The organism is Rhizobium sp. AC27/96 (assembly GCF_001692325.1).
Taxonomy (GTDB): Bacteria; Pseudomonadota; Alphaproteobacteria; order Rhizobiales; family Rhizobiaceae; genus Rhizobium.
In genome coordinates this window covers 26291-39141 of the sequence record NZ_LXKN01000029.1, presented here as the reverse complement: position 1 = coordinate 39141, position 12851 = coordinate 26291, and the positions used below count along the sequence as shown (strand labels likewise).

General features: G+C 61.3%; 12 protein-coding genes. 7 read left to right on the top strand and 5 right to left on the bottom strand.

Features of this window, described 5'->3' with window-relative positions; genetic code table 11:
* Positions 1-10: 10 nt before the first annotated feature.
* Together A6U86_RS21360 and A6U86_RS21355 are read right to left on the bottom strand one after the other, a co-directional pair.
* On the bottom strand, positions 11-637 hold the full coding sequence (locus A6U86_RS21360) for a ribonuclease D (protein ID WP_068394999.1): 627 nt from the start codon (positions 635-637) through the stop codon (positions 11-13).
* An 82-nt stretch (positions 638-719) separates the two neighbouring features.
* Positions 720-1538, bottom strand: a complete 819-nt coding sequence (locus tag A6U86_RS21355; protein WP_068394997.1) for a MerR family transcriptional regulator — start codon at positions 1536-1538, stop codon at positions 720-722.
* A gap of 236 nt (positions 1539-1774) precedes the next feature.
* Here A6U86_RS21355 and A6U86_RS21350 point away from each other — a divergent pair, with 236 nt between their 5' ends.
* A complete protein-coding gene (locus A6U86_RS21350) occupies positions 1775-3046 on the top strand; it encodes a 4-aminobutyrate--2-oxoglutarate transaminase (protein ID WP_068394995.1) in 1272 nt (423 codons plus the stop codon).
* A gap of 73 nt (positions 3047-3119) precedes the next feature.
* Positions 3120-4601 carry an NAD-dependent succinate-semialdehyde dehydrogenase gene (locus A6U86_RS21345; RefSeq protein WP_068394992.1) on the top strand — a complete coding sequence of 494 codons (1482 nt, stop codon included), beginning with the start codon at positions 3120-3122 and terminating at the stop codon, positions 4599-4601.
* Positions 4602-4674: 73 nt separating this feature from the next.
* Here A6U86_RS21345 and A6U86_RS21340 read toward each other — a convergent pair whose 3' ends face one another.
* Positions 4675-5421 (bottom strand): metallophosphoesterase, encoded by a 747-nt coding sequence (locus A6U86_RS21340; RefSeq protein WP_244510046.1) that lies wholly within the window; start codon positions 5419-5421, stop codon positions 4675-4677.
* 407 nt (positions 5422-5828) lie between these two features.
* Between A6U86_RS21340 and copD the strand changes: the two genes are divergently transcribed.
* A complete protein-coding gene (gene copD / locus A6U86_RS21335; protein WP_068394989.1) occupies positions 5829-6713 on the top strand; it encodes a copper homeostasis membrane protein CopD in 885 nt (294 codons plus the stop codon).
* A 9-nt stretch (positions 6714-6722) separates the two neighbouring features.
* Here copD and A6U86_RS21330 read toward each other — a convergent pair whose 3' ends face one another.
* Complete coding sequence (locus A6U86_RS21330) at positions 6723-7493, bottom strand: TIM barrel protein (RefSeq protein ID WP_068394988.1); 771 nt, start codon at positions 7491-7493, stop codon at positions 6723-6725.
* A 65-nt stretch (positions 7494-7558) separates the two neighbouring features.
* Positions 7559-8509, bottom strand: coding sequence for a helix-turn-helix domain-containing protein (locus A6U86_RS21325; protein WP_068394986.1), 951 nt, complete (start codon positions 8507-8509; stop codon positions 7559-7561).
* A gap of 86 nt (positions 8510-8595) precedes the next feature.
* Here A6U86_RS21325 and A6U86_RS21320 point away from each other — a divergent pair, with 86 nt between their 5' ends.
* The 4 genes from A6U86_RS21320 (at position 8596) to A6U86_RS21305 (ending at position 12843) form a co-directional block, all read left to right on the top strand.
* A complete protein-coding gene (locus A6U86_RS21320) occupies positions 8596-9870 on the top strand; it encodes a sugar ABC transporter substrate-binding protein (RefSeq protein ID WP_068394985.1) in 1275 nt (424 codons plus the stop codon).
* A 175-nt stretch (positions 9871-10045) separates the two neighbouring features.
* A complete protein-coding gene (locus tag A6U86_RS21315) occupies positions 10046-10906 on the top strand; it encodes a carbohydrate ABC transporter permease (protein ID WP_068395029.1) in 861 nt (286 codons plus the stop codon).
* Positions 10903-11739 carry a carbohydrate ABC transporter permease gene (locus A6U86_RS21310; RefSeq protein WP_068394983.1) on the top strand — a complete coding sequence of 279 codons (837 nt, stop codon included), beginning with the start codon at positions 10903-10905 and terminating at the stop codon, positions 11737-11739. Before A6U86_RS21315 ends, A6U86_RS21310 begins: the two co-directional genes overlap by 4 nt.
* Before the next feature lie 15 nt (positions 11740-11754).
* Positions 11755-12843: an ABC transporter ATP-binding protein gene (locus A6U86_RS21305; RefSeq protein ID WP_068394982.1), complete on the top strand. Its 1089-nt coding sequence runs from the start codon at positions 11755-11757 to the stop codon at positions 12841-12843.
* Positions 12844-12851: the final 8 nt, after the last annotated feature.

The following is a 12851-nucleotide window of genomic DNA, read 5'->3' as shown; positions in this document are numbered from 1 at the left end:
GGCGAAGCTCTCAGCTATGGGCGAAAATATCCGCTTCTTCCCAGCCGAGAAGGTCGAGCTTGGCGCGGGTCGGAAGGAAGGCGAAGCAGTCATCCGCATAATCCATGCGGCCGTCGCGCAGCAGGCGCTGTGTCAGCTTTTCGCGCAGCGCATGGAGATAGAGCACGTCGGAGGCGGCATATTCGAGCTGCGCCGGCGACAGCTTTTCCGCCGCCCAGTCTGACGACTGCTGCGCCTTGGAAATATCGACGTCGAGCATTTCCTTGAGATTGTCCTTCAGACCGTGGCGGTCGGTATAGGTGCGGCAGAGGCGCGAGGCGATCTTGGTGCAGAAGACGGGTGTGGTGGTGACGCCGAAGGTATGGAACAGGACGGCAATGTCGAAGCGGCCATAGTGAAAGATCTTCTGGCGGGCCGGATCGGCAAGCATGGTGACGAGATTGGGCGCCTGTTTCTGGCCGGCGGCGATGCGGATGACGTCGGCCGTGCCATCGCCCGGCGAAAGCTGCACAAGGCAAAGCCGGTCACGCCGCGGAACGAGGCCAAGCGTTTCCGTATCGATGGCTATGGCGCCGGTATAGCGGGCGGCATCGGCGGCGGAAATATCGCCTTCGTGGTAACGGATGGTGGCAGCCATGGGATTCTCCGGGCTCTGTCGTCTGAATTCGATTTTCGTCAGTTCTATAGAAAAGACAGGGGGATGACGATACCGCTGCCGTTCAAAATGTCGGCGGCGTATTGATCCAGAGCAATATGGTTTCGCCGTCATGATGATTGCGCCAGGAGTGATAGCGGCGGCTCTCGAAATAAAGCGAATCGCCCGGCAGAAGATCGAAGAACTGGTCGCTGTCGAGCACCAGCTCCAGACGGCCGGCGAGGACGTGGATGAACTCCTCGCCGTCATGGCGATAGGCGCCCTCGCTGGTCGCGCCCGGCGCCAGCACGAAGCGATGGCAGTCCATCATCGTCCTTCCCTCGGCGAGCAACTGCACGGTGACGCCCGGCGTCGTTGCCGGCCAGGCCCGCCATTCGCCCGACCGGATCAGCGACGGAACATCCTCGCGTTCCTCGCCCGACAGCCGCGAGACGGTTGTGCCGTAGTAATCCGCGAGATCGTGGAGGGTCTTGAAGCTGACGCCCTGCGAGGTCCGCTCCAGTGTCGATAGCGTCGATGAGGTCATGCCCATATCGGCGGCAACCTGATCCAGCGTCCGGCCGGCGGCATGGCGCAGCGCCCGCAGCTTGCGGCCAATGCCGGAGGGCGCCACCTGCTCGCCATTGTCGGCGCCGAGTGCCACGGCATCCTCGGTTTCCAGTGCCTCGCGGATAGCCGCCGGGTTGAGGCCGCGCTCGGCACGGAACCAGGAAATGCGCTTCAGCCGCGCCACATCCTCGGCGCTGTACTGGCGATGCCCGGTTTCGGAACGAAAGGGCACGACCAGACCCTGGCTTTCCCATAGACGCAGCGTGGAGGCCGACACGCCGGCAAGACGCGCCGCTTCCGCCACTTTGTAGCGCACGGGCTCGATGCTGCTCATTTGCCAATAATCCCTGATACCAAGTCTTTTGCTCTGCTTAGCATGGATGAAGCGCCCGCTACAGCATCCTTGGCAGGCCTTTAAAGACCTGCTGCGCTGGAGTTGAGCCCTCGGCGTATTCTTGTCACCGCCACAAAATCTCGCTTGAAATCTTGCAGGAAAAATGTAGGAATTTTCTACAGAACTTGCAGAAGTTCTGCAAGCTAATTTAAACCGCCCTCCCTGGAGCCACAGCGATGACCCTGACTGATCGGAAGAACGCCGCCATTTCCCGCGGCGTCGGCATGACGACGCAAATCTACGCCGACCGCGCCGAAAACGCCGAGATCTGGGACAAGGAAGGCAACCGCTACATCGATTTCGCCTCCGGCATCGCCGTGGTGAATACGGGCCATCGCCATCCCCGCGTCATCGCCGCCGTCAAGGAGCAGCTCGACCGCTTCACCCACACCTGCCATCAGGTCGTGCCCTATGAGAGCTATGTGCATCTGGCTGAGCGGCTGAATGCCATCGTTCCCGGCGATTTCGCCAAGAAGACGATCTTCGTGACGACGGGCGCCGAAGCGGTCGAGAATGCCGTCAAGATCGCCCGCGCCGCCACCGGCCGCTCCGCTATCATCGCCTTTGGCGGCGGCTTCCACGGCCGCACCTTCATGGGCATGGCCCTAACAGGCAAGGTCGCGCCCTACAAGATCGGCTTCGGCCCGATGCCGGGCGATGTCTTCCATGCGCCCTTCCCGGTGCCGCTGCATGGCGTGACCGTCGAACAGTCGCTGGCGACGCTGAAGAAGCTGTTTGCCGCCGATGTCGATCCGCAGCGCGTCGCCGCCATCATCCTCGAACCCGTGCAAGGCGAAGGCGGCTTCTATCCGGCGCCTGCAGCCTTCATGAAGGCGCTGCGCGAGATTTGCGACCAGCATGGCATTCTCCTCATTGCCGACGAGGTCCAGACTGGTTTTGCCCGCACCGGCAAGATGTTCGCAATGGATCATCATGACGTGGCAGCCGATCTCGTCACCATGGCAAAGAGCCTTGCCGGCGGCTTCCCGCTGGCCGCCGTCACCGGCCGCGCCGAAATCATGGACGCGCCGGCACCGGGCGGCCTGGGCGGCACCTATGGCGGCAATCCGCTTGGCATTGCAGCCGCCCATGCCGTGCTCGACGTCATCACCGACGAGGGCCTCTGCGACCGTGCCAATCAGCTCGGATCGCGCCTGAAGCAGCGGCTGGAATCGCTGCGCGACAAGGTGCCTGAGATCGTCGACATTCGCGGCCCCGGCTTCATGAACGCCGTGGAGTTCAACGATGTGACAACGAAGCTGCCGAGCGCCGATTTCGCCAACAAGGTGCGGCTGATCGCGCTCGACAAGGGGCTGATCCTGCTGACCTGCGGCGTCCACGGCAATGTCATCCGCTTCCTGTCGCCGATCACCATCCAGGACGGCGTGTTCAGCGAGGCGCTCGATATTCTCGAAGCCGCGATGATCGAGGCGAGTGCCTCACACTAACGGCTGTCCTTCCCCGTTTCCTCTACGATCGCCCGTGCGGCCTGCCGGGCGAGAACCTGTCGGAGTGCATATAATGTCCTTTACAACAGCAATGACCAAGCATGTCCCCTTCTCCTCGCGCTTCCTGCGCGCCGCCGGCTATATCAACGGCGTCTGGACGGCGGGTGGAGCAACGAAGACATTCGACGTGATCAATCCCGCGACCGGCGAAGTACTTGCCTCGCTCCCCGACATGGGTGCCGCCGAGACCACCGCGGCCATCGATGCTGCCTATATAGCCCAGGTCACCTGGGCCGCCCGCCCGGCCAAGGAACGCGCCGTCATCCTGCGCAAATGGTTCGATCTCATGGTCGCCAATGCCGACGAGTTGGGAGCAATCCTGACGGCCGAAATGGGCAAGCCGCTGCCGGAAGCCAAGGGTGAGATCCTCTACGCCGCGTCCTATGTCGAATGGTATGCGGAAGAGGCCAAGCGCATCTATGGCGAGACCATTCCCGCGCCATCCAACGACAAGCGCATGGTCGTCATCAAGCAGCCGGTCGGCGTCGTCGGTACGATCACGCCCTGGAATTTCCCGGCAGCCATGATCGCCCGCAAGATCGCGCCGGCTCTTGCCGTCGGCTGCACCGTCGTCTCCAAACCCGCCGAGCAGACGCCGTTGACGGCGATCGCACTTGCGGTTCTTGCCGAAGAGGCGGGCGTTCCCGCCGGCGTTCTCAACATCATCGTCGGCATCGATGGCCCAGCGATCGGCCGCGAGCTCTGCGGCAATCCGAAGGTGCGCAAGATCAGCTTCACCGGCTCGACCGAAGTCGGCCGCATCCTGATGCGCCAGTGCTCGGACCAGATCAAGAAGGTCAGCCTCGAGCTCGGCGGCAACGCACCCTTCATCGTCTTCGAAGATGCCGACCTCGATGCCGCCGTCGAAGGCGCGATGGCTTCGAAATATCGCAATGCCGGCCAGACCTGCGTTTGCGCCAACCGCATTTATGTGCAGTCGAATGTCTATGATGCCTTTGCCGCCAAGCTCGCTGCCAAGGTCGCCGAACTCTCGGTCGGCGACGGCTTCAAGCCGGGGGTATCAGTCGGGCCACTGATCGACGAGCAGGGCGTCGCCAAGGCCGAGGATCATGTTCGGGATGCCGTTTCAAAGGGTGCCCGCATCGTGGCTGGCGGCAAGCGCATCGAAGGCGCCGGCACATTCTTCGCACCGACCATTCTGACCGGTGTCGACAGGACCATGAAGGTCGCCCGCGAAGAGACCTTCGGCCCGGTGGCGCCGCTCTTCCGTTTCGAGACGGTCGAAGACGTCGTTCAGCAGGCGAACGACACCGAATTCGGTCTTGCCGCCTATTTCTTCGCCGGCGACCTAAAGAAGGTCTGGCGCGTGGCGGAAGCGCTGGAATACGGCATGGTTGGGATCAACACCGGCCTGATGTCGTCCGAGACGGCACCGTTCGGCGGCATCAAGCAATCCGGCCTCGGCCGCGAAGGTTCTCGGCACGGCGCCGATGACTATCTGGAAATGAAGTACCTCTGCATCGGCAATCTCTAGAGCACTTTGTTTTTACGCATTCGGGACGGAAAACCGCTGCGCAGTTTTCCTGGAAATGCTCCAAGCCTGCAAATCAAGTCGACGTAATGCTGATGCGGCCCTGCCATAGCCGGGCCGCAGTCAACCGGCCGGTGCGGTAGGCCCCGGTGTCGAGATTGAGCCGGAGCCCGCTGGCCTCGGCCTTGCTGATCGGTGTGTGACCATGCACGATCAGCTTCGGCAGCGGCTGTGCGCTGTCGTAGAAATGCGAGCGGATGAAGACCAGATCATGATCCTGCTGATCGGCAAGCGACCTGTCGGGGTCGATACCGGCATGGACGAACAGGGCCTGCGGCGTATCCAACATGATCGGCAAGCGCCGCAGGAAATTGATGTGATCGTCCGGAAGCCAGGTCCGCAGGAAGGTATCGAGCTTCTTTTGACTCGGATATTGCTCCCGCAGCGCCAGGATATCCGCGCCATAGGAGGCAAGAGTGGCATCGCCTCCGAGCCCCACCCAATCATCGAGCGATATCTCGCCATCGATATAGGCGAGCATTTCCATTTCGTGATTGCCGGTCAGGCAGATGCGATCGAAACCTTTCGGCGGTGGTGCCATCAGCCGGCCGATGACCTGTGCCGAGGCCGGGCCGCGGTCGATGTAATCCCCCAGCATGATGATCAGCTTTTGGCCGGGCAAGCCCGCAGCATCGGCAACGATCTTGCGCTCGAGCGCGCTCAGCAGATCGTAGCGACCATGCACATCGCCGATGACATAGGTGGGCATATCAAGATTATCGAGCCACTCGCGACGCCGGCGATGGCCGAAACCATGAGCCATTTTTTCGCGTATTCTAGCTGCCGACATGAAACTCCCTTTCGAGCGTACACCTCGGAACGCCTTAACAAACTCTGCAAAAAGGACTCAAAAGCGACGATTCTGTGCCGAAAGACAGGAATCCGCGCTGCTGAGCGATATCGTGACCGACCGAAGCCTGCGATACCGGATTGCCTTGCGGCAAAGCGTCCCGAACGGCGCCTTTATGCATGGAGAAAGTTGACAGGGCGTATCCGCAATCCTATCGCGCTTGACAACATGACGGAAGAATCTTCCATCATCCGGATCATGGCAGGCTGGCTTTCCAGCGCCCTTGACGTGGTGTCCCTAAGATTGCCCAGCAAAAGCCAACCTAGCATCAACCCGGAACGTCACTCCCATGGCACTTGTAACTTTATCGTGAAGCCCTGATGGATCCGACGACAGCGCTCGAACTCTGCCGCTTTCTTCACGACGCATCGCTGATGCTTCTCTGGGGCGCCTGCGCCTATCTTTCCTTTCTGGTGCCGAGGGAGCTCGCAAACACAGTCTGGCGCATGTCCTCAATCCCGTTTTTTCTGATCGCGGTGGTCGCGGCCCTGACGATGCTGATATCCCTGGCCGCGGCAACGGCCATCATCGGCAACGGCTGGAGCGACGCCGCCGATCTCGGCACTCTGCATGATGTCCTGTTCGATACGACAGTCGGGCAAGCCTGGCAGGCACAGGCGGTCGTCGCCGTCTTGATGCTCTGCGCCTTCCTGCTACCGGAAGGCCCGCGCCGGCTTGGACTGGCCTTGGCGTCAGGCCTCGGCCTTGCCACCCTCTCATTGACCGGCCATGCGTCGATGCTGGATGGCTGGCTGCGTCAGGCGCACCGCGCCAACGATGTCCTCCATGTGCTGACTGGCGGCGGCTGGCTTGGGGCGCTCGTGCCGCTGATCCCCATTCTCCGGCTACTGAGCCGGCCGGAATGCAGGGCAGAGGCGCAACTGGCGCTGCGCCGCTTCTCGACTGCCGGACACTGGGCGGTGGCGCTGGTCATCCTCTCCGGCATCGTCAACACCATTTTGATCCTCAAACGCCTGCCGACGGATTGGTCCTCGCCCTACCAGACGCTGCTTGCCATCAAGATCGCGCTGGTCGCGGGCATGTCGCTGCTGGCGATCGTCAATCGCTATATCTTCGTTCCCTGGATGAGCCGCAACCCGAGCCGCGCCCTGCAGGCGCTTCGCATCGGAAGTATCGCCGAAATCACCATCGGTTTCGTCGTCATCGGGCTTGTCGCCGTCTTCGGCATGATGGAGCCGGCATAGACGGCTGCTTCAGCCGCCCAATGATTTTACCACCGCGCGAACGGCTTCGGCATCGCCTGTCTGCGGCCTGTATTCCAGCCCCACCCTGCCATCATAGCCCTGGGCAAACAGCCAGTTCAGCCGGTTGAGAAGATCGATGTGACCGGTGCCGGGATCGCCACGGCCCGGGTGATCGGCGACATGGACATGCACGACGCGGTCGATACGGCCGCCTATGACATCTTCGGTCTTCTCGTCCATGACGGCCGAATGATAGATGTCATAGACGATGCCGATTTCCGCACGGCCGACCGCGTCGACAATATCGAGGCCTTCCTCCGTCGAGGACAGATAATAGCCGACATGGTCGATCCTGGTGTTCAGAGGCTCCAGTCCGAGCCGAACACCCGAACCCTTGAGGACATCCGCACCCGCGCTGAGGGCCGCGACAAGAGCCGCGCGCTGCTCGACGCGCGAAAACTCCGGTAGATCGTCACCTGCCTGCGCGATGAGAACCCTGGCGCCGAGGCGCTGCGCGACAGCAATCGACTCCCGCAAGCCCTTGAGCCAAGCCTCCTTGTTTGCCGGATTCGTCAGCGCGATCATCGGCTCGGCCACCATGCCTGAGACCGCGATGCCGGTCTCGGCGACCGCGGCGGCGATCGCGTCGAGATCCTTGTTCGTCCAGTGCCAGAACTCGACTGCGCTCAAGCCCGCCTGATGCGCCAGACGAATACGATCGGCGAAGCCATCGCCGTCGCGCGCGAACAACCACTCGATACAAGCCGAAAACTGCCGCATGAGATTCTCCCCTTCCTCAACCGGCCAAGAGCAATGCGCGAGATCGCCCGCGACCGCAAGGGGAACTAGCGATGGAACTGCGGCGATGGCCGGTGCATCGGAAGCTTGATGGCTTCGACATTCATCGCGGAGAGAACGCGCATGTCGCGGCGGAAATCGGAAGGCGTCATGCCGGCAATGTGGCGGAAGGATTTGTTGAAGGCGCTGATCGAACCGAAGCCGCTATCCATGGCGACCTGCAGCACATTGGCGCCATCGCGCATCAGCATCGCCTGGGCGCGCGAAAGGCGCAGCAGGTTCACATATTTGGCCAGCGTCATGCCGGTCGATTTCTTGAAGAGGTTCATTGCGTATTTGGGATGAAGGTGCGCCGCCTTGGCGATATCGACCGTATCGATGTCATGCAGGAAATTCTCGGCGATGAAATCGCACATTCTCGCCAGGCTGCGCGAGGATTGCGGATGGGCTTGCTCGTTTGCCGGGTTTTGCTGCTTCTCCGGCACCATGCGGTAGGGTTCGAAGGCGATGCGCTCCAGGCGCAGGAGAAGTTCTGCCACCGCATGTTCCGCCTTGGCGCCGTCTTCGGACATGACGTAACGATGCCAGCGCGCGAAATTCTCGTCGTCGGCGGCATCGGTCGCCGAGCTGATGAGGGTCTGCCCGCGAATGAGGCGGCCCGAGATGTCAAGCGGCAGGCGCAGGCGAAAAAAATGCACCAGCGGCAGATGCGCGCCCGCATAGATCGCATCCTCCGACAGATCGTCCAGCAGATGCGGCTGACCGCCCCAGAAAAGACAGATCTCGCCCGCGCTCAAAGTAAGCTCGTGATCGCCTATGCGGTAGTGCACGGTTCCGCGCACGATGTAATTCACCTCCACCTGCGCGTGCCAATGCGGTTTTGCCATCGGCAACGGGTGGTTATGGAACATCTGCAGGACATTTGGCAGCCCTTCGACGCTGCTTGCACCCGGCTGATAAACCGCCCGTTGACCCACCTTACTTTTCGCCAAGTCGATGTTCCCTTTTTAGGAGACAGAAGCGTGCCGACAGATAGTTTAAACGCGTTCGCTTGCGGACAGCAATTGAAAAGGGAGGATTTTCAATGCGTTTAAAACTTGCTGGGGCGACGGCGCTTGCCGCCTTGCTCGCTTCCGGTTCTGCCTTTGCAGAGCAAACCACCATCACAGTCTGGAGCTGGAACATCGCCGCGTCGGCGCTGAAATCCACGGTCGAAGGATTCAATAAGAAATATCCCGATATCAAGGTCGATGTTCAGGACATCGGCAACCCGCAGGTCTTCGACAAGATGCTGGCCGCCTGCGCTGCCGGCGGCGATGGCCTGCCCGACGTCATGTCGATCGAAAACCACAAAGCTTCGATCTTCTGGAACCGCTTTCCGGACTGCCTGAGCGACCTGACGAAGCTCGGCTATAATGACGAACTCAAGAAGCAGTTCCCGGATTTCAAGCGCGCCGAGCTCGAAGTGGGCGACGCCGCCTATGCAATGCCGTGGGATTCCGGCCCCGTCACCATGTTCTACCGCCGGGACATCTATGAAAAGGCCGGCGTCGATCCGGCAACGATCAAGACATGGGACGATTTCATCGCCGCCGGCAAGAAGATCTCTGCCGCCAATCCCGGTGTCGTCATGACGCAGGCCGATCTCAACGGCGATACGGAATGGTTCCGCATGCTCGCCAACGAACAGGGCTGCGGCTATTTTTCGAGTGACAGCCAGAGCATCACCGTCAACCAGCCCGCCTGCGTCAAGGCGCTGGACAAGGTGAAGGAAATCAAGGACGCGGGCCTGATGACCGCGGCGAACTGGAATGAAAAAATTCAGGCGAACACTGCAAGCAAGGTGGCATCGCAGCTCTATGGCGGCTGGTATGAAGGCACCGTGCGCTCGACCTCGCCGGATCTTGCCGGCAAATGGGGCGTCTATCCGATGCCAAGCATGACGGCCGACGGCCCGCATGCTGCCAATCTCGGTGGTTCGTCGCTTGCAATCGCCAGCAGCTCGAAGCACAAGGAAGCCGCCTGGAAATTCCTCGAATACACGCTTGGCACCAATGAGGGCCAGGTGACCATGCTGAAATCCTTCGGCCTCGTGCCGTCGCTGCTGTCGGCGGTGAAGGATCCCTTCGTCAACGAACCGCAGCCCTACTGGGGTGGCCAAAAGGTCTGGGCCGATATTCTCGCCACCCTGCCGAGAATCCACCCGAGCCCCGGCACCCAGTATTTCAGTGACGCCGATGAGGTCATAAAGGCCGTCCAGACGAAATACCTTGCCGGCGGCTATCCGGACGGCAAGGCGGCGCTCGACGACGCGGCCCAGCAGATCGCCTCGGCGACAGGCCTGCCGCTCGCGAAATGAGTGACACTGCCGGGCGCGCATCCCAAGCCGCGCCCGGCATCCCCGCCGCCCTAGAATCAAAGAAACAGAGCGTGATGTCGTCCGAAAACCGCCTACACTTTTCGGCGTCACGCTCTGGGGCGGCGCGGATGCGATGTCACGCGTCATTTCACTGCGCTTAAAGGAGGAGGCTTTCATGCGGTTGCGAAACCGGAGCGCCTATGCGTTCCTTGCACCCTATCTTCTGGTGTTCGCCGCTTTCTGGGTTTGGCCGATCATCGATTCGTTCCTGATTTCGTTCCAGAACACGCGGGTTAATCCGTGGGTCTACAATCTGTCGCTCAATTGGGGGCGCCTGTTCGGCGACCCGGCCTTCTATAACGCACTTCAAAACACGCTGATCATCCTGATCGTCCAGGTCCCCGTCATGATCACGCTCGCCACGGTCATGGCGGTGCTGCTGAATTCACCACTGCTCAAGGCGCGTGGCGTTTTCCGCTTCGCTTTCTTCGCACCCGTCGTGGTCGGCGAAGTTGCCTATGCAGCCGTCTTCCGCCTGATGTTCAACGTCGATTTCGGCATCGTCAACAAGCTGCTCGGCGGTGTCGGCATTTCGCCGGTATCGTGGTTTGCCGATTCCCATGCGGCCATGGTCCTCATCATCATCGCCGTCACCTGGCGCTGGGCCGGATACAACGCCATCATCATCCTGTCCGGGCTGCAATCGATCCCCGAGGATGTCTATGAGGCCGCAACGCTCGACCGTGTCAGCCGCTTCCAGCAGTTCATCCACATCACCCTGCCGCTCCTGAAGCCGATCATTCTCTTCTGCGTCGTCCTGTCCGTTATCGGCACCATGCAGCTCTTCACCGAACCATATCTGATCACCAACAGAGGTGGCCCCGGCGGCGGGACGGAAACGCTCGGCCTGTTGCTCTATCGCCAGGCCTTTCAGTCAACCAACTTCGGCTACGCCTCGGCGGTTGCCTACACGATGGCGGCGCTCGCCGTGGTCATCTCTCTTCTCAATCTCTGGGTGGGGCGCGAAGCGAAATGAAATCAAAGTCCAAATCCAATCTGATCCGCTCGCTCGCCCTGCACGGCCTGCTGGCGCCGCTCGCCATCATCTGGCTGTTTCCGCTGTGGATGATGTTCGTCTTCTCGACCATGCCTGATTACGGCATTTTCAGCCCGGGCATCATCCTGACGCCGTCGACAGGGTTCATGGACAACTTCCGCAACCTGCAGGCCGACACCAACTTCATCGGCGCCATGACGATCTCCATCGTCGTTGCCATCGTCTATACGGTCCTGTCTGTGATGCTGACGTCGATGGCGGGATGGGCGCTCGCACGCTACCGTTTCCTCGGCCAATCCGTTGTCGTGGGCATCATCCTCGGGACGATCACGCTCCCCTATTCCGTCGTCATCATCCCGCAATTCATCATGGTGGCGCGCGATTTCGGGCTTGCGAACACATGGGTGGCGCTGATCGTGCCACCGCTCTTTAATTCGCTCGGCGTGCTGTTCATGCGCCAAGCCTTCTCGATGATGCCCGGCGAGCTGTTTGACGCGGCGCGCGTCGAGGGTGTCAAGGAATGGCAGATCTTCCTGCGCATCGCCCTGCCACTCGCAAGGCCGACGATGGCGGCGCTCGCCATCATCCTGTTCCTGGCCTCCTGGAACAACTACCTCTGGCCGCTGCTCATCAATTCCCGGCCGGGAATGATGACCGCGCCCGTGGCGCTCGGAACGCTTATCGGCCTCACCAGGGTCTCCTGGGGCGGCATCATGGCCGGCGCGGTGATGTTGACGGCGCCGATCCTCATCATCTTCGTTCTCCTGCAGCGCCACTTCATCGCCGGCATCGCCGCCGGCGCAATCAAATAATTCCGGGAGACCCGTATGGCTGAACTGTCCCTTACCAATATCGTCAAACGCTACGGTTCACTGGAAATCATCCACGGCGCCAATCTGGATGTGAAGGATGGCGAGTTCGTCGTCTTCGTCGGACCGTCCGGATGCGGCAAGTCCACGCTGCTGCGCATGATCGCCGGGCTGGAGGATATTTCCGGCGGCGAACTCAAGATCGGCGGCCGCGTCGTCAACGACATGGAGCCGGCCGATCGCGGCATCGCCATGGTCTTCCAGTCTTATGCCCTTTATCCGCATCTGACCGTCGAGCAGAACCTCAATTTCGGCCTGCGCATGAACGGCAACCCGAAGGCTGATACCGACCGCCGCGTCAAGCAGGCGGCCGAGATCCTGCAGATCACCGAGCTGATGCAGCGCCGTCCGAAGCAGCTTTCCGGCGGCCAGCGCCAGCGCGTCGCCATCGGCCGCGCCATCGTACGCGAGCCGCAGATCTTCCTGTTCGACGAGCCGCTGTCCAACCTCGATGCCGAGCTGCGCGTACAGATGCGCGTCGAAATCTCCCGCCTTCACAAGAAGCTCGGCACGACGATGATCTACGTCACCCACGACCAGACGGAGGCGATGACGCTTGCCGACAAAATCGTGGTGCTGCGCAGCGGCAATATCGAGCAGGTGGGCGCGCCGCTCGACCTCTACGATGATCCGGCCAACCAGTTCGTAGCCGGATTCGTCGGCTCGCCGAAGATGAATTTCATGCGGGCCGAGGTCACCGACGTCCAGCCCGGCCGCGTCGGCGTGGTCCTTCGCGATCAGCGCAATGTCCGCCTGTCGCTGCCGATCACGGCAGTCGGCGTCGAAACCGGCGCACATGTGACCCTCGGCATTCGCCCCGAGCATTTTCTCGACGCCGGACGAGGCGATGCCGATCTCACCGTCGATGTCGATGTGGCCGAGCATCTCGGCAATACCAGCTACATCTACGCCAATATCGCCGGCGGCGAGCAGATCGTCATCGAACGCGAAGAGTCCCGCAATACCAGCAATCGGGACACGCTCACCGTCGCGCTTTCCGCGGCCAAGACATTCCTCTTCGACAGCGCTGGAAACCGATTGCGGTAGGCGCTGCC